This window comes from Pseudomonas sp. QS1027, from assembly GCF_002814235.1.
GTDB lineage: Bacteria > Pseudomonadota > Gammaproteobacteria > Pseudomonadales > Pseudomonadaceae > Aquipseudomonas.
The window spans coordinates 1-17,170 of the sequence record NZ_PHSU01000026.1; the positions used below are offsets into that span (position 1 = coordinate 1).

Below are 17,170 nucleotides of genomic sequence, written 5' to 3' on the forward strand. Positions count from 1 at the left end.
ATCTGAAGCCAGGTGGGTCCCTGTGGCGAGCGGGCAAGCCCGCTCGCCACAGGGACCCACCTGGCTTCAAGTTTCCTTAATGTCCAGCAAGCCCTGCCCTTACTTCGGCTCGGTCAGGGTGCCGCCGGCCTTGAGGCACTCACTCGGGGTCTTGACGATGACGCCCTGCCCCTTGCAGCTGTTCAGTCCCTTGCAGTCGTTCTTGGCAGTGGCGCAGAGGCTTTCGCCCTTGCAGCTGTTGACGCCGTAGCAGCGGCCCGGCTGCTCCTTCTCGGCGGCACTGGCCGATACGGCAAAGGACGCGGACGCCAGTGCGAGCAACGCGGCAGCAGTGGCAAGGCTCAAACGGGATGCGGTGGTAGCCATGATATTTCTCCAGGTTCAGTCAGGGGGACAGCAGTGATGATTCAGATAGGGGTGAGCGTTACTTGACGTTCAACGCGGCCTGCTCGATGACTTTCGCCACCGCCTCGGGCTGCGAGATGTACAGCGTGTGGCTGCCCTTGATCTCGGTCACCGTGGAACCGGCGCGCTTGTACATCCAGCGCTGCAGATCGGGGTTCAGGGCCTTGTCTTCAGTGGCGACAATCCCGTAGCTCGGTTTCTGGTGCCAGGCCGCGGCCCAGGTCCGTGCGCCGAAGGTCGCGGTGGTCGCCGGTACTTGCGAAGCCGCGAGGAAGTCGGTGCGGTTGGTGGTCTGGTCGGCGGCAAAGTCCTCGCCGAACTTGGCGCGGTCGACGAACAAATACCCGTCACGGGTAGCGTGGACGTCGTTGTTCTGCGTCGGCATGGAGTCCAGCAACTGGGTCAGGCTTTCGCCGACTTCCGGTTGCAGCGCGGCGACATAGACCAGTGCCTTGACCTTGTCGCGGTCACCGGCCATGCCGATCACCGCGCCGCCGGAGCTGTGGCCGACCAGCACCACCGGACCGACCTGCTGGTCGAGGACCAGCCGGGTGGCCGCGACGTCCTCGTCCATGCCGGTCGCCGGCTGGTGCACGACGGTGACCTTGTAGCCCTTGTGGATCAGGATGTCGTGAACGACCCGCCAGCCCGATCCGTCGACGAAGGAGCCATGGACGATGACGATGTTTTTCGCGCCAGTGGGCGGCGTCGCATCGGCGGCGCTGGCAAATATCGGTGTCGCCAGGGCCAGTGCGGTCAGGGCCAGGGTTGGAAGCTTGCGCATGGTGTTTCCCCACAGGCCGCCAGGGCCTGATGTGATGGTGGATGATGGGTGGTGCGTTACCGGCGTTGGCGCTGCAACAGCGCATCGAGCGACCAGCGACCGCCGCCATAAGCGATCAGTGGCAACAGCAGGCCGGCCCAGGTCAGGTGCGTCGGCCAGGCATCGGGATACACGAAGAGCTCGATGACCAGGGTCATTCCCAGCAGTGCCGCGGCGGCCGGTCGTGTCAGCAAGCCCAGCACCAGCAGGATCGGAAACAGGTGCTCGGCATAGGTCGCCAGGTGCGCCGCCAGGTCGGACGGAATCAACGGCAACACGTACTCCGAACGGAACAGCACGTAGGTCGACGGCTTGATCGTCAACAGGCCTTGCACCTTGGTGCGTCCCGAGAGAAAGAACACCGAGGCGATCCCCAGCCGCGCCACCAGCAGCAACAGGGGCTCAGGCAGCAGGCGCGTCAGGCCGGCGGCCGCGCCGCTGTTGCCGCGACTCATGGCTGCTCCGTCAGGGAGCCAACGCCCTTGGGCGTCTTGATCTGGATGCAGGTGCCCTTGTCCACCAGCACCCAGGCATTGCCCTGGTAGTCGGCCTCGGCGGTGCCGGCACAAGAGGTGCCTTTGCCGGCGGCACAATCGTTCTGGCCGGCCTTGGACACGCCGTAGCATTTTTCCTTGGGACTTTCATCGGCGGCATGGGCAGCGCTGGCGAGGACCGTCAGCGAGAATGCAAGGGTGGCGGCAAGGGCCGCATAGGGGCGCTTCATGGACATCTCCCGATCAACAATGGATGGCGCGAATCAGCAGCGTCATGGGCTGCGTTGTTCGACCAGCAAAGTTAATCGCGAGCGTGTATCCCTTCTGTGTCGCGCAAGCGGCCGGGAAGTCGCGGGATGTATCCGCCGCAGGCTCGTACACAGTGTGATACACGCCCCGTCGTGCACGGGCAGTCATCCCGTCGCGGACCCGGCTCGGCGAGCCGGCGAGAGACCGTCATATAAGCTTCATATTGCACGGATAGCATTGTGCCTTCACCTCGCCCGGCGACCCCAGCATGCGCGCAGAAAACTTCCCCTTTATGCGTCCACAGCGGCCTAGAGATCATCGCTGCGCCGGTGATTTGTGCATTGAAGTGCCGGTGATTGACTCCGACAGTACCAATGCCCTGGTGATGGAGACCTTCAACGCCCACAAGGAAATCGTCTGCCTGGCGGTACTCGAAGACGAGCGCCCCATCGGCCTGATCAACCGCAACATCTTCCTGTCGATGATGAGCAAGCCGTTTCACCGCGAGCTGTACGACAAGAAAAGCTGCATTGCCTTCATGGACAAGGAGCCGTTGATTGTCGATGCCGGGATGAGCATCGAAGAACTGACGTTCAAGACCGTGGAGTTTGGCGAAAAGACCCTGGCCGACGGTTTTATCATCACCCGCAACGACCAATTCGCCGGCTTGGGCAATGGCCTGCAGTTGATGGAAGTGGTCGCGGCCATGCAGGCCGAGAAAAATCGCCAGATCATGCAGAGCATCGAATACGCCAGCGTTATCCAGCGCGCCATGCTGCGGGCCTCGCGGGATGCCCTGAAGTCGACCCTGGACGATGCCGTGCTGCTGTGGGAGCCGCGGGATGTCGTCGGCGGCGACTTCTATCATTTCTGCGCCTACCCCGATGGCTGGTTCGGGGCGATTGCCGACTGTACCGGGCACGGTGTTCCCGGCGCCTTCATGACCCTGATCGCCTCTTCTTCCTTGACCCAGGCGCTGGTCCAGCTCGGGCCGCGCGATCCCGGCGCGCTGCTGTCGGCGGTCAATAAAAGCGTCAAGGAACTGCTCGGACAAGTCCAGGGCGTCGATGAAACCCCCGAGTCCGACGATGGCCTGGACGCCGCTTTCTTCTGGTTCGACAGCGCCAGCCAGACCCTGAGCTTTGCCGGTGCACGCATGTCGCTGTACCTCTTGCCGCCTGCTGCCCAACAGCTGGAAACCCTCGCCGGCCAGCGCGTGGGCGTCGGCTACGTGGGCAGCGACATCGACTACCAATGGCCGCTAAGCCGCGTGACGATAGTGCCGGACAGCCTGGTATTCATCGCCACCGACGGCCTGACCGACCAGATTGGCGGCCCGCGCAACATTGCCTTCGGCAAGAGCAAGACCTTCGACACGATACTGGAACACCGCAATCAGCCAGCGACCGTCATCTGCGAAGCCTTGCAACGCACGCTGGCCAATTGGCAAGGAGAGCAAAACCGGCGTGACGATCTCACCCTCTTCTGCGCGCGTCTTGGAAACAATCATGATTAATTCGAATACGGCCCAGGCCGATTGCCACTTCTTCGACCTGGCCCAGCAGCGCAATGTGATTTTCTATCACATGGGTTATTTCTCGCACACCATCATTACCGCCATGGCCGAGGTGGTCCGACTGCAACTGGAAATCTCCGGGGTGAACGGGCCGACGCGACGCAAATTGTTTTCCTCCTTCGTCGAATTGTCGCAAAACATCATTCACTACTCCTCCGACTCGTTGCCCACCGAGCCGCGTGAAGAGTCGTCGTTGCGCCAGGGTGCGGTGTGCATCAGCGCGGAAGGTGATCGCCACCTGATGCTCTGTGCCAACCCGATCGCCACCAGTGATGTCGACCGCCTGCGGGAAAAGCTCGAGCCCCTGCGCAACATGTCGCTGGAAGAGATCAAGCAAGCGTACAAAGTGACCTTGCGTGCGGAAACCCCTGCGGACAGCAAGGGCGCTGGCCTGGGCTTCCTGACAATGGCGCGCGATGCCTGCGCCCCATTGGAATTCGATTTCTACCCAAGAGCGGACGAGCCGGGAACCACGCTGTTCTGCCTTAAAGCCACTATCTAAGTAGAGTGACGCAATCGCCATGGATAATTTTTACATTGAAGCAACCGCCACATCACCGGAAGTCGACTTTCGCTTCGATCAGAATCTGCTGACGATAAAAGGCGAGTCCTACCCGGAAAATGCCGCCGCCTTCTATGCCCCCGTTCTCCAGCAACTGCGCACCTACCTCGCCGCCCGCGAGGACACCACCATCACCACCCATATTGCCCTGGCCTACTTCAACAGCTCCAGTACCAAGATGCTGTTCAGCATTTTCGACGCACTGGACAAGGCCGCTCAATCGGGTAACGAGATGCAGGTGAACTGGTACCACGATGAAGAAGATGAAACCATCTTCGAGTTCGGCGAAGAGTTGAAGGCCGACTTTACCGCCATCATCTTCAACGACCACGCAACGACTCTCCAATGATTCCTGGAGAAGGATGATGAGCATGACCGCTTCAGTCACTTCAGCCGGCGCACAGGATGACGCGGCACACGACCTGTTCAGGAGCGAAACCGACGCCCTTGAACACGCCCGTTCGATCCTGGCCCTGACTGAAGCCGACGCCCCGGTGTACCAGCAGGCACTCGGCGAGCTGACCGTGCACTTCGAACGGCTCATGCGCGAGACGCGCCGGCTGATACGCCGCAGCGACCGCGCCGAGCGCGAAATGAACACCCTCAATGCCCAACTGCAAACCCTCGCTCGCCAGCTCGAATACCGTGCCACCCACGATGCGCTGACCGATGTGCTGAACCGTGGTGCGATCATTGACCTGACCGTGCAGGCGCTGTGCAAAACCGGCGCGGCGATGGTGGTGCTGGACATCGACCACTTCAAGCAAGTCAACGACGAGTTCGGCCATCCGGCAGGCGATGCGGTGATTCAAGGCATCGTCGGTTGTTTGCGCCGGGCCGTGGGCAATGCGGGATTTATTGGTCGCGTCGGCGGAGAGGAATTTACCGTACTGATTCCCGCCGGTACGCTCGAGGAAGGTCTGTGCCTTGCCGAAGCCCTGCGAGACAGCATTGCTTCGCATGTCTTCGGGCATCCGGTGAACCGGCAGATCACCGCGAGTTTCGGGGTCAGTGCCAGCCCCATGGGCACCAGTTTCGACACGGCCTATGGTTTGGCGGATGCGGCCTTGTACCAGGCCAAGCGCTCGGGCAGGAATCGCGTCGAGGCAGCGCGGACAGAAGCCGATGTCTGTCCGCTGGAATAACAGGAAGAGGAGCGCCTGGGCCCTCCTCTTCCCACCCTCTGATCAGAAGATCGAGATAGGGTAATCGGCGATCAGGCGCAGCTCATTGTTGTCGCCTTCAGGCTGATCGGCATTGGCACGGTGGAACGACTGGCGCAGGCGCAGCGACAGGTCCTTCGCCGGGCCGCTTTGCACCACGTACTTGGCTTCGACGTCAGTCTCGTGGTGCGTACCGTCGGCACCGTAGTGCAGCAGGTTGTAGGCGCTGTTCGAAGCCATCTTGGTGCCATCGATATCGTCACCGTAGATATAGCGGGTCATGAAGCTCAAGCCCGGCACCCCGTAGGTCAGCATGTTCAGGTCATAGCGCGCCTGCCAGGACTTCTCGCCCGGGCCGTTGAAGTCCGAGTACTGCACGGAGTTGGCCAGCATGATCGAATCGCCACCGTCGCCCGGGCCGTTGGTGCCGAAGCCGACATAGTCGAACGGCGTGTCGCCGTGGATCTTCTGGAACGCCAGGGTCACGGTATGCGCGGTCAGGAAGGTGTAGGCCGTGGCGAAGGAGAACGCGGTGTTGTTGATCGGGCCGGCCTTGGCCGCGCCTTCGTCATTGGTCTTGTACAGGTTGAAGTCGAAGTTCAGCGACTGACCCGGCGAGAGCGCCAGGGTGTAGTTGCCGTTGGTGTAGTACTGACGCCAGACGTCTTCGAACTCGGAACCGTAGAGGGTGAAGTTGAGGTTGTCGTTGACCTTGTACTTGCCGCCGAGGTAGTTGACGGCGCTGGCGGTGACGTTGGCGTAGGTGGCATACAACGAGTGATCGTTGCTGGTGGAGACCACCCCGGTGCCGCTGGTGAAATGCCCGGCTTCCAGGTCCAGGTCCTTGATCTCGCTGCTCAACAGGTCGAAGCCGGTAGCGGTTTCCGGAATCAGCCGGGTACCGCCGGCGGCGAAGACCGGCGCGGTGGGCTGCATATCACCGTAGAGCAATTCGGTCTTGGAGATCCGCATCTTCACCGCACCGCCGGCCTTGGCGTAATCGTCCTCGGGCTCACCGTTGCGGCCCACCGGCAGGTTACCGGTGCCGGCCGTACCGGCGCCGCCATCGAGCTTGATCCCCCAGTAACCGAAGGCATCCACGCCGAAACCGACGGTGCCCTGGGTGAAGCCGGAGCTGTAGTTGCCGAAGATGCCCTGGGTCCAGTCCTTCTTGTCCGCCGGACCGTTTTTCACGTCACGGTCGAAGTATTGGTTCTTCAGGTGCAGGTTGAGGCTGCTGTCCTCGACGAAACCCTTGGCATCGTCTTGATCCGTCACGGTGGTCGCCATGGCCGCCTGGGCCATGCCCAGCGAGACCGCCAGCGTCAGGAAGTTGAGTTTGGTCGACATCATTGTAATTCCCCTGGTTAATAATGTTTCACCCTCTTGTTAGTGCGATCGACGGGTACACTCCGTCCTCCGCGCGAAGGGGTGGAAACGTAAAGCGGTAAAGGGCAGAAAGTGCCCGAAGGCAAGGACAATCTTCGTGTCAGCGAAGGAGGTGGCGGGTGTAGCATTGGCGATTCCCGGGTGTGTCAAAAACACCCCGCAGCCCTTTTAAACAAGGCTTTCCACGTTATCGCCCATGGGGTTTTCCCAATAAGTTACAACGCACTTTGAACCGTCAACCCATGGCCTCTTTTGTTATTGTGATTGCCACCACCTATATATAATTTTTTACCCGCGGTCTTCATGAACACTGATTTAAGTAGCGGTGAAGATTTCTTCACCGAGTTTTAAGTTGCGGTTCATGTTTCACAGACGAAAAAAAGGCCTGCATCGCTGCAGGCCTTTTTCATGGGGCGCCAGGGCACTACCGGCGGGGTCAGATCACCTGAACGATCGCCTTCACCACCGCGTCGATATTGCGCTGGTTCAACGAGGCCACGCAGATACGGCCGGTATCCAGTGCATAGATGCCGAACTCGTTTTTCAGGCGGGCCACTTGCTCGACGGTCAGGCCGGAGTAGGAGAACATCCCGCGCTGGCGACCGACGAAGCTGAAGTCACGCTTGGCGCCGTGCTGGGCCAGCAGGTCGACCATCTGCATGCGCATGCCACGAATGCGCAGGCGCATTTCCGCCAGCTCGGCTTCCCACCGGGCGCACAGCTCAGGGCTGTTCAACACCGCCGCGACGATGGTCGCACCGTGGGTCGGCGGGTTGGAGTAGTTGGTGCGGATCACGCGCTTGACCTGGGACAGGACACGGGCGGTCTCTTCCTTCGATTCGCTGACGATCGACAGTGCACCGACACGCTCGCCATACAGCGAGAACGATTTGGAGAACGAACTGGAAACGAAGAAGGTCAGGCCCGACTCGGCGAACAGGCGCACGGCGGCGGCGTCTTCATCGATGCCGTCACCAAAGCCCTGGTACGCCATGTCGAGGAACGGTACCAGGTCCTTGGTTTTGACGACGTTCAGCACGTCCTGCCAGTCGGCCGGGGTCAGGTCGACACCGGTCGGGTTGTGGCAGCAGGCGTGCAGCACGACGATGGACTTGGCCGGCAGCGCGTTGAGGTCTTCCAGCAGGCCGGCACGGTTCACACCATTGCTCGCGGCATCGTAGTAACGATAGTTCTGCACCGGGAAACCCGCGGCTTCGAACAGCGCGCGGTGGTTTTCCCAGCTCGGGTCACTGATGGCCACGGTGGCGTTCGGCAGCAGTTGCTTGAGGAAGTCGGCACCGATTTTCAGTGCGCCGGTACCACCCACCGCTTGGGTGGTGAGCACACGACCGGCGGCGATCAGCGGCGAATCCTGACCGAACAACAGGGTTTGCACGGCCTTGTCGTAGGCGGCAATACCGTCGATCGGCAAGTAGCCACGGGAGGCATGCTGAGCCGCGCGCTGGGTTTCGGCTTCGACAACGGCCCGCAACAGTGGAATTTTCCCACTTTCGTCACAGTAAACACCCACACCCAGATTGACCTTGTCGGTACGGGTATCGGCATTGAATGCTTCGTTGAGGCCCAGGATAGGATCGCGTGGTGCCATTTCGACAGCGGAGAACAGGCTCATTATTGCGGCGGCTCTGAATGGGGGGTGGAGGGAAGTGACAACGCTCCGGCCGATTGCACTAGAGCGGTGCACAAACGGGGAGCTAGTATAGAGGCCATCACCGGTCAGGGCGACCGACTATTGTCGGAATATGACAAGTTTTTTGATTTATTTGCGGGACGCCCGTCCAATTGCAACAGACTGCCGGGGTAACGCTTGCCTTGAAAGCTGTCCTCCCGGGCACCATATCCAGCATTATCATGGTTTTTCCCTACGACATCGGTCGTAAGAGGTCTTTCTCGTTTTCGCCACGACTGTCAGGCGGGAATGAACCCAGAGGTAGGTTATGTCCGAATTCCAGCTCGTCACCCGCTTCCAGCCCGCCGGCGACCAGCCCGAAGCCATCCGTCAGATGGTCGAGGGCATCGAAGCCGGCCTGGCTCACCAGACCCTGCTCGGGGTGACCGGCTCGGGCAAGACCTTCAGCATCGCCAACGTGATCGCCCAGGTGCAGCGCCCGACCCTGGTGCTGGCGCCGAACAAGACCCTGGCCGCGCAGTTGTACGGCGAGTTCAAGGCGTTTTTCCCGAACAACGCCGTGGAGTATTTCGTTTCCTACTACGACTACTACCAGCCGGAAGCCTACGTGCCCTCCTCCGATACCTTTATCGAGAAGGATGCGTCGATCAACGACCATATCGAACAGATGCGCCTGTCGGCGACCAAGGCGCTGCTGGAGCGCAAGGACGCCATCATCGTCACCACGGTGTCCTGCATCTATGGCCTGGGCAGCCCGGAAACCTACCTGAAGATGGTCCTGCACGTGGACCGTGGCGACAAACTCGACCAGCGCGCCCTGCTGCGCCGCCTGGCCGACCTGCAATACACCCGCAACGACATGGATTTCGCCCGGGCGACGTTCCGTGTGCGCGGCGACGTGATCGATGTGTACCCGGCCGAATCCGACCTGGAAGCGATCCGCATCGAGCTGTTCGACGACGAAGTGGAAAGCCTCTCGGCCTTCGACCCACTGACCGGCGAAGTGATCCGCAAGCTGCCGCGCTTTACCTTCTATCCGAAAAGCCACTACGTGACACCGAGGGAAACCCTGCTCGGCGCCATCGACGGGATCAAGGAGGAGCTCAAGGAACGCCTGGGCTACCTGCGCGACAACAACAAGCTGGTGGAAGCCCAGCGCCTGGAGCAACGCACCCGCTTCGACCTGGAAATGATCCTCGAACTGGGTTACTGCAACGGTATCGAAAACTACTCGCGCTACCTCTCGGGACGCGCTTCCGGGGAGGCGCCGCCGACCCTCTACGACTACCTGCCGGCCGACGCGCTGCTGGTGATCGACGAGTCCCACGTCAGCGTTCCGCAAGTCGGCGCCATGTACAAGGGCGACCGTTCGCGCAAGGAAACCCTGGTGGAGTACGGTTTCCGCCTGCCCTCGGCGCTGGACAACCGGCCGATGCGCTTCGACGAATGGGAAGCGGTGAGCCCGCAGACCATTTTTGTCTCCGCCACCCCCGGCAACTACGAAGCCGAGCATGCCGGCCGGGTCGTCGAGCAGGTGGTTCGTCCCACCGGTTTGGTGGACCCGCAGGTGGAGATCCGCCCGGCGCTGACCCAGGTCGACGACCTGCTCTCGGAAATAGCCAAACGCGTGGCCGTGGAAGAGCGCGTGCTGGTCACCACCCTGACCAAGCGCATGGCCGAAGACCTCACCGACTACCTCGCCGACCACGGCGTGCGGGTGCGTTACCTGCACTCGGACATCGACACCGTGGAGCGGGTGGAAATCATCCGCGACCTGCGCCTGGGCACCTTCGATGTGCTGGTGGGGATCAACCTGCTGCGCGAGGGCCTGGACATGCCCGAGGTGTCGCTGGTGGCGATCCTCGATGCGGACAAGGAAGGTTTCCTGCGCTCCGAGCGCTCGCTGATCCAGACCATCGGTCGGGCGGCGCGTAACCTCAATGGCCGGGCGATCCTCTATGCGGACCGCATCACCGGTTCCATGGAACGGGCGATCGGCGAGACCGAGCGCCGGCGCGACAAGCAGATCGCCCACAACCTGGCCAACGGCATCACGCCCAAGGGCGTGTTCAAGGATGTCGCCGATATCATGGAAGGCGCCACCGTGCCCGGTTCGCGCAGCAAGAAGCGCAAGGGCATGGCCAAGGCCGCCGAGGAAAACGCCCGCTACGAAAACGAACTGCGTTCGCCGAGCGAGATCACCAAGCGTATCCGCCAGTTGGAAGAGAAGATGTACCAGTTGGCCCGCGACCTGGAGTTCGAGGCGGCGGCGCAGATGCGCGACGAGGTTGCCAAGTTGCGCGAGCGCCTGCTGACCGTCTGATCCTGAGGCCGGGCACCGCCCCTGTAGGAGCAGGGCGTATTGATGGGCGGGTCAGTCCAGTAGCATCGCCAACAGCACCAACGCCAGCAAGCCGATGTAGACCCTGGCATGCAAACGATCCGGCAGGCGCCCGATCAACGGCGTCGCCAGGCGCATCCCCGCCAGGGATCCGAGGATCAGCACCGCGAACGCCAGCAAGTCCACATACCCGGCAAACCAGGGCCCCAGCCCCAGTGGCCGGAACCCGGCCATTGCGACATAGGTCAGGGTCCCCACCACCGCCACCGGCACGCTCAACGGATTGGCCATGGCCGTCGCGAGGCTCATGCTCAGGCCGCTGCGGCGCAACAGCGGCACCGTCATCACGCTGCCACCGACACCGAGAAAGGTCGCCACGACTCCGATCAGCAAGCCGCCACCCACCGTGACCACGGGCTTGAGCGGTTGCGCCGGGCGAGTCTCGCCCTGCTGCATAAATCCGCGCCGAGCCAGGCAATCGACAATGGTCAACGCCAGGTAGGCAATAAAGGCCCAGCGCACCGCCTCACTGCTGACCAGGCTCGCCAATACCGCCCCGAGCACCGAGCCAAGCCCGATAAACCCCGCCAACGGCCAGATATAGGCGCGCCGCAGATTCCCAGCTCGCCGGTGCTTGCCCGTGGCGACCAGGGCATTGACGATCATCACGCAGGTCGAGGTGGCCACGGCAATCTGCATCGCCGCCGCGCTGATCGCCGGGTCCGGGCTGCCGCCCAGGGTCCAGTACAACAACGGCACCACCACGAAACCGCCACCAAAACCGAACAACACGCTGGTCATCCCAGCCAGCCCGCCAAACAGTGCCAACAGCCCATAAAGCATCACATCGGGTCCTTTCAGAAAGAGAGAAACCCAACCTTAAGCGGCTGACACTTGGCGTGCTTGCGCAAGTCCGTCAATACTGTTTGCGTTTCGGCCAGATAAACACCGCCATGCGCAATACCTCCCTCGCCCTGTTCGATCACCTGCCCCAGGCCGTGATCGCCATCGGCACCGATTATCCCCACGGGCACCTGCTGGTCCGCCATCAGCACCGTCGGGCGCAATTGCTCTATGGCGCCACGGGGGTGATGCATGTGCTCACCGATGGCGGCAACTGGATCGTCCCACCGCAACGCGCGGTATGGATTCCTCCCGGCGTACCCCATCAGGTGCTGATGCTCGGTGTCAGTACCCGCAGCCTCTACATCGAGCCCGACGCTGTCAGCAACATGAGCCGGGCCTGCCAGGTACTGGAAGTCTCGGCATTGCTACGGCAATTGCTGATCGCCGCCGTCGATATGCCAGCTGACTACGACGAACAGGGCCGCGATGGCGCGCTGATCACCCTGTTGCTGCATGAGCTGGCCAGCGCCCACAGCTTGCCTTTGCATATCCCGCTGCCCCAGGACCCGCGCCTGCTGCCACTGTGCCAGGCCTTCGTCGAGCAACCGGATATCCGCCAGCCGCCCCAGGCCTGGGCCGACCGCCTGCACATGAGCCTGCGCAGCTTCGGACGACTGTTTCAGGACCAGACCGTCCAGAGCTTTTCCCAATGGCGACAACAGGTCTGCGTGGTCCTCGCTCTGGCCCGATTGAGTCAAGGCGAGTCGGTCACACGGATTGCCCTGGATTTCGGCTACCAGAGCCCGGCGGCATTTTCGACCATGTTCCGTCGCGTTCTGGGGAGATCTCCAAGCAGTTTCCTGCAGACTTCGGATACCTTATGACGACACGTACGACAAGGACCCCGCCCATGCATATCCTCAACGCCAAGCTGCGTCACCGCGAAGGCCTGTATGACCTGCACCTGGAACACGCACGGATCGCGAGCATCACCCCGCAAACCGGCCCGTTGAGCGCCGGCCCGGACGATCTCGACGCCCAGGGCAACCTGCTCGTCCCGCCTTTCGTCGAACCGCATATCCACCTCGACGCCACCCTCACCGCCGGCGAACCGCGCTGGAACATGAGCGGCACCCTGTTCGAAGGCATCGAGTGCTGGGGCGAGCGCAAGGCGACCATCACCCAGGAAGACACCAAGGCCCGCGCGAAAAAAACCATCCGCAGCCTCGCCGCCCATGGCATCCAGCATGTGCGGACCCATGTCGACGTCACCGATCCGCAACTGACCGCACTCAAGGCCATGCTCGAAGTGCGCGAGGAAACCCGGCACCTGATCGACCTGCAGATCGTGGCGTTTCCCCAGGAAGGCATCGAGTCCTATCGCAATGGCCGGGAACTGATGGTCGAGGCGATCAATCTCGGTGCCGACGTGGTGGGCGGTATCCCGCATTTCGAGTACACCCGCGATCAGGGCGTGTCCTCGGTGAAATTCCTGATGGACCTGGCGGAAAAAACCGGCTGCCTGGTGGATGTGCATTGCGACGAAACCGACGATCCGCACTCGCGTTTCCTCGAAGTGCTGGCCGAAGAAGCCCGCAGCCGCGACATGGGCTCGCGGGTGACCGCCAGCCACACCACGGCCATGGGCTCCTACGACAATGCCTACTGCGCCAAGCTGTTCCGCTTGCTGAAAGCCTCGGGGATCAGTTTCGTCTCCTGCCCCACCGAGAGCATTCACTTGCAGGGACGCTTCGACAACTTTCCGAAACGCCGGGGCGTGACCCGGGTGAACGAGTTGCTGGAAGCCGGGATGAATGTCTGCTTCGGCCAGGACTCGATCGTCGACCCGTGGTATCCGCTGGGCAACGGCAATATCCTGCGGGTGCTGGAGGCGGGGCTGCATATCTGCCATATGCTCGGTTATCGCAACCTGCAAAGCGCACTGGACCTGGTCACCGACAACAGCGCCAAGGCCATGGCCCTGGGTGAACGCTACGGGCTGGAGGTCGGACGCCCGGCCAACCTGCTGATCCTCTCGGCGGACAGCGACTACGAGATGATCCGCAGCCAGGGCCTGCCGCTGTATTCGATCCGCGACGGCAAGGTCCTGGTGAAACGCCAGCCGGCGCAGCTGCAGTGGCAGGACCCGGTATGAAATTCGACAAGGCCTACTGCATCAGCCTCGACGAAAAACTGACGATCTACGACGTCCGCGACCTGAATTTCGACGAGACGGTGGAGTTCGATTCCAGCCGGGAAAGCTTCCAGTGCCCGAACGATGCCTGCCGCGCGGCGTTCGACAGCAACAACCGGCTGACCACCTACAACGCCAGCAACCCGCGCTTCAAACGCACCCCGCACTTCAAGAACATGCCCAGTACCCGGCACCTGGCGGACTGCCCGTACCTGAGCGCGGAAACCGCACCGGGTGTGCTCGATGGGGAGCAGCCGCTGGACGATATCGAAGGTGAACAGAACTTCCCCGTCGAGCTGCTGCTGACCCGCCGCACTTATACACGCAAGACGCCCACCGCCAGCGGCACCCGCCCGGAGCAACCGACAGCGGAGCCGGCGGCGCCCATCATCGACAGCGCCGCCCCCCACGAAGCCAAGGCCCCACCGAACCGCACCAGCGTGTTCGCCCACCCGGTGGAGTGCTTCGTCTCCAACCACGCCAACAAGGACCTGCTCAAACGCATGCCCCTGACCATTGGCGACCTGACCCTGAACTACAACGCCTTTTTCAAGAAGGTCGAATACTGCCAGGACCGCCAGGGCCTGATCTACTGGGGCAGGATCAAGGAAATCAAGGACTACAAGACCAGCTTCAGCGTGGTTTTCGACAAACCGGTCTGGGCCGACAAGAAGCGCTACTCGATCAATGTCTACCTGAGTAAAAGCCTGATCGAGAACTACCGCCAGCGCACAGTGTTCCTGGAGGAGATCAACAGCGTCATCGACCACGCCGAAGACCTGTATTGCTTCTTCTACGGCGTCACGCCGCAATTGAAGCAAGTGCCGAGCAAGAAGAACCCGGAACAGACCTTCAGTGTGTTCAGTTGTGAAATCGACAACCTCGATCACTTCCTGATTCGCGAAGCGCCAGGACTTGATGCCCTTTAGTTGGCCGCGCTGGAACGCGCGGTCGAGGCACCGGCCCACTGGTAGGTCTTGTGGGCCGCACACCGGGTGTCACTGGCCACCGAGCGGTCAAACACAAACTCGAAGGTCACCGCGCCCTGATAATCCGTGCGCACGATCCGGTTGACGTCGAGCAGGTGCCAGCTGCCATCCTGGCGCATCGCGTCCGGCGAGCGGTAGGGGTCACTGGCCCGGACCACGCCCTGTTTGTTCAAGGTATCCAGGTGGAAGTTCACATTGGCCCTGTTACCACCGCCCTGGCCACTGCTGCGAACAATCCGGTACCTCACCGCACTGACATCGAAGTACGCCGTATTGCCGGCGGAGGCGAACACCACCCGGGCCTCGAGTTCGCCCCTGAAGCGGCCCACCGAGCATGAAAAATAATCGGTGCGACTGCCCTCCAGCAGTTCCGCCGGACTGGACTCGACCGCGTCGGTACTGGTGACCACTTTCTTATCGCTGATGGCCGGCTCGGGCACCGCCTGAGCACACGTGGAGGCGGTGGTGAACACCAGCCCGGCACACGCCAGCGCGCTGAATAAACCTTTAACTGCTCTCATCGTAAATTCCCTTTAAACGAGTCGGAAATTCGGACCCGTTCTAACGGGCCGATCAGGGCAAGGCGCTCGTCGGCCTTCCTCCCTGCCGATTCATCAAGCCAAAACCGCCAGGGCCGGACAAGGGCAAAACGGACCCGCGCAGGGGGGACTTTTTCCGGTCTCGATGTCGGCCTCAGGATTGACGCCGGGCCGCGCCAAACAGATGGACACTCTGCAACTCACCCTCCCGAGCCACCAGGCGAATCGGTGCCGTACCGCCCGGCATGCCGACCCGGACTTCGCCGGCCTCGACCCAACCGACCCGCCAGGCCGCACAGGCCACCGCGCTGGCGCTGGTACCGGAAGACGCCGTTGGCCCTTCGCCGCGCTCGAACACCCGGGCCTGCAATTGCCCCGGCGCCACCAGGGCTGCCCATTGCAGATTCACGCCCGCCGGGCAAGGTTCACCAGCACCGCTCGGCGGGGCATAGGCGATGCGGGTCAGGCCAGGCTCCAGGGCAGACTCACCCATCTGTGCGTTGCTCGGCAGCAACGCCTGCTCGTCGACCAGGGTGACGCAGTGCGGATTGCCGATACGCACGAACTGGCTGCGCTGCCAGTCGGCGTTCAGGCCCGACAACTGCGTGACGTGGCTCAACTGGCGGCCGTTCAATTCCGCCTCGCCGACACTCTGGGCAGCCACAGCCGCCGGACCGAACGCCGGTTTCCCCAGGTCCAGCCAGAACCCCTGCTGCCCTTCGACATGCGCCGACTCGACCGAGGTGGCAACCGGAGAGAGGCCACCCGGCTGATCGTGATGGACCCGCAACAGACAAGCACCCTGAACCGGCATCAAGCCCTGCTCGGTCAGCGCCTGGGCAAAAATCGTCAGGCCGTTGCCGCTGCGCTCGGCCAGGGTGCCGTCGGTATTGACGATCAACAGATCGAACGGCGCCTGCGCCTGGAACGGCCCCACCAGCAAGCCATCGGAACGATGGTGTTTGCCATCTCGCCCAGGCGCCTGCCCTCCCCAGCCACAGAGTGCCTCCACTGCCTCAAGCGCCCAGGTACGACGCAGCAGCGCGGCCTGTGCGGCATCCGCCGGCAGATCCAGGCCCAGCCCGCGCACTTCGGCGGGGCTCGCCACGGCATAGATATTCCCACGTGCGTCGTAAAACGTCGGCATACACCCTCTCTGGAATCGTCCTCTCAAGCCCACCACTCTAGTGGCAAAACCGCTGTTCCCGGGAGCATTTTTTCGCCGGACTGACTAGGCTTTTACCCGTCGATGTCCTGCTGTCGTCGACGCGCGAACCCTACTTTTTCGCAGAGGACAGAACATGAACAGCAAGGATCCGGTGGCCACACTTTACCGCGAAGGTCGCAAACAGTTTATCGAGTGGGTCCCTGGCGGCGGTGCGCGCCTGGATGCGTTGTTTCATACCGCTCCGGCATTGGGCGAGCTGGCGGTCGGCGTCGTCTATGGCTATCTGCATCAGCGCCCCGGCCTTGACCCGAGGCTACGTGAAGCCGCGACCTTTGCCGCGATCGTCGCTGCCGGCATGGTCGGTGCCCCCCTCAGCGTGCACTTCAAGACCGGCCTGGCCTCGGGACTGGCACCCGGCGAATACACCGAACTCCTGTTGCAGGTGTCGGCCTTCACCGGCTTTCCGAGGGCTGTGGAAACCGCCGACCAACTCAACCAGTTGTTCGCCGATGCCGACATGCCCTCGCCACCGGCCCGCACGCCGAGAGCCGTGACCCTGGCGTTCTGCGAGGCGGTTCGTGAAGGCCATGGTGCCTTCCCGATCTCTCCCGAAGCACGAGCCCTGCTGCGTAAAACCCATCAGTTCCAAGCCACCGCCACGGCGGCGGACCGGGTTCTGCTGGAGTGCTACCAGCAGGACCAGCCAGTCCCCCGAGGCGTGTTGCAAGTGCGCGTCGACGGCGAGCAGATCGTCGCCGTGACGCTGTTCAGCCCCGAATAG

The 17,170-nt window shown here is 62.3% G+C and carries 18 protein-coding genes; 9 read left to right on the plus strand and 9 right to left on the minus strand.

Annotated elements, in window-relative coordinates; all coding sequences use genetic code 11:
- Nucleotides 1-99 precede the first annotated feature (99 nt).
- The 4 genes from CWE01_RS22225 to CWE01_RS22240 are packed head-to-tail and all read right to left on the minus strand — an operon-like array spanning nt 100 to nt 1,952.
- A complete protein-coding gene (locus CWE01_RS22225) occupies nt 100-366 on the minus strand; it encodes a hypothetical protein (protein WP_100942699.1) in 267 nt (88 codons plus the stop codon).
- 58 nt (nt 367-424) lie between these two features.
- On the minus strand, nt 425-1,189 hold the full coding sequence (locus tag CWE01_RS22230; protein WP_100942700.1) for an alpha/beta fold hydrolase: 765 nt from the start codon (nt 1,187-1,189) through the stop codon (nt 425-427).
- 56 nt (nt 1,190-1,245) lie between these two features.
- Nucleotides 1,246-1,683, minus strand: coding sequence for a DoxX family protein (locus CWE01_RS22235; RefSeq protein ID WP_100942701.1), 438 nt, complete (start codon nt 1,681-1,683; stop codon nt 1,246-1,248).
- Nucleotides 1,680-1,952 carry a DUF2282 domain-containing protein gene (locus CWE01_RS22240; protein ID WP_100942702.1) on the minus strand — a complete coding sequence of 91 codons (273 nt, stop codon included), beginning with the start codon at nt 1,950-1,952 and terminating at the stop codon, nt 1,680-1,682. Before CWE01_RS22240 ends, CWE01_RS22235 begins: the two co-directional genes overlap by 4 nt.
- 311 nt (nt 1,953-2,263) lie before the next feature.
- On the opposite strand from CWE01_RS22240, the gene CWE01_RS22245 reads away from it, so the two are divergent.
- The 4 genes from CWE01_RS22245 to CWE01_RS22260 are packed head-to-tail and all read left to right on the plus strand — an operon-like array spanning nt 2,264 to nt 5,254.
- Entirely contained in the window at nt 2,264-3,487 is a 1,224-nt protein-coding gene (locus CWE01_RS22245; protein WP_256579402.1) for a SpoIIE family protein phosphatase, read from the plus strand.
- A complete protein-coding gene (locus CWE01_RS22250) occupies nt 3,480-4,049 on the plus strand; it encodes a SiaB family protein kinase (protein ID WP_100942704.1) in 570 nt (189 codons plus the stop codon). The genes CWE01_RS22245 and CWE01_RS22250 overlap by 8 nt, the downstream gene beginning before the upstream one ends.
- Nucleotides 4,050-4,068: 19 nt before the next feature.
- A complete protein-coding gene (locus CWE01_RS22255) occupies nt 4,069-4,458 on the plus strand; it encodes a DUF1987 domain-containing protein (protein WP_100942705.1) in 390 nt (129 codons plus the stop codon).
- A 22-nt stretch (nt 4,459-4,480) separates the two neighbouring features.
- Nucleotides 4,481-5,254 carry a GGDEF domain-containing protein gene (locus CWE01_RS22260; protein WP_100942781.1) on the plus strand — a complete coding sequence of 258 codons (774 nt, stop codon included), beginning with the start codon at nt 4,481-4,483 and terminating at the stop codon, nt 5,252-5,254.
- 42 nt (nt 5,255-5,296) lie between these two features.
- Here CWE01_RS22260 and CWE01_RS22265 read toward each other — a convergent pair whose 3' ends face one another.
- Nucleotides 5,297-6,625, minus strand: a complete 1,329-nt coding sequence (locus CWE01_RS22265; RefSeq protein WP_177144758.1) for an OprD family porin — start codon at nt 6,623-6,625, stop codon at nt 5,297-5,299.
- A 472-nt stretch (nt 6,626-7,097) separates the two neighbouring features.
- Entirely contained in the window at nt 7,098-8,294 is a 1,197-nt protein-coding gene (locus tag CWE01_RS22270) for an amino acid aminotransferase (RefSeq protein ID WP_100942706.1), read from the minus strand.
- 325 nt (nt 8,295-8,619) lie between these two features.
- Between CWE01_RS22270 and uvrB the strand changes: the two genes are divergently transcribed.
- Nucleotides 8,620-10,635 (plus strand): excinuclease ABC subunit UvrB, encoded by a 2,016-nt coding sequence (uvrB, locus tag CWE01_RS22275; protein WP_100942707.1) that lies wholly within the window; start codon nt 8,620-8,622, stop codon nt 10,633-10,635.
- 51 nt (nt 10,636-10,686) lie between these two features.
- Here uvrB and CWE01_RS22280 read toward each other — a convergent pair whose 3' ends face one another.
- A complete protein-coding gene (locus tag CWE01_RS22280) occupies nt 10,687-11,496 on the minus strand; it encodes a sulfite exporter TauE/SafE family protein (protein WP_100942708.1) in 810 nt (269 codons plus the stop codon).
- Nucleotides 11,497-11,606: 110 nt separating this feature from the next.
- Between CWE01_RS22280 and CWE01_RS22285 the strand changes: the two genes are divergently transcribed.
- From CWE01_RS22285 to CWE01_RS22295, 3 genes are read left to right on the plus strand one after another with little or no spacing between them, the layout of a single operon-like run.
- Nucleotides 11,607-12,383 (plus strand): helix-turn-helix domain-containing protein, encoded by a 777-nt coding sequence (locus CWE01_RS22285; RefSeq protein WP_100942783.1) that lies wholly within the window; start codon nt 11,607-11,609, stop codon nt 12,381-12,383.
- A gap of 26 nt (nt 12,384-12,409) precedes the next feature.
- Nucleotides 12,410-13,654: a cytosine deaminase gene (gene codA, locus CWE01_RS22290; protein ID WP_100942709.1), complete on the plus strand. Its 1,245-nt coding sequence runs from the start codon at nt 12,410-12,412 to the stop codon at nt 13,652-13,654.
- Entirely contained in the window at nt 13,651-14,622 is a 972-nt protein-coding gene (locus CWE01_RS22295; protein WP_100942710.1) for a hypothetical protein, read from the plus strand. The genes codA and CWE01_RS22295 overlap by 4 nt, the downstream gene beginning before the upstream one ends.
- Here CWE01_RS22295 and CWE01_RS22300 read toward each other — a convergent pair.
- Together CWE01_RS22300 and CWE01_RS22305 are read right to left on the minus strand one after the other, a co-directional pair.
- Complete coding sequence (locus CWE01_RS22300) at nt 14,619-15,203, minus strand: hypothetical protein (protein WP_100942711.1); 585 nt, start codon at nt 15,201-15,203, stop codon at nt 14,619-14,621. The genes CWE01_RS22295 and CWE01_RS22300 overlap by 4 nt on opposite strands.
- 172 nt (nt 15,204-15,375) lie before the next feature.
- Nucleotides 15,376-16,368 (minus strand): diaminopimelate epimerase, encoded by a 993-nt coding sequence (locus CWE01_RS22305; protein ID WP_100942712.1) that lies wholly within the window; start codon nt 16,366-16,368, stop codon nt 15,376-15,378.
- 154 nt (nt 16,369-16,522) lie between these two features.
- Here CWE01_RS22305 and CWE01_RS22310 point away from each other — a divergent pair, with 154 nt between their 5' ends.
- Entirely contained in the window at nt 16,523-17,170 is a 648-nt protein-coding gene (locus CWE01_RS22310; RefSeq protein WP_100942713.1) for a carboxymuconolactone decarboxylase family protein, read from the plus strand.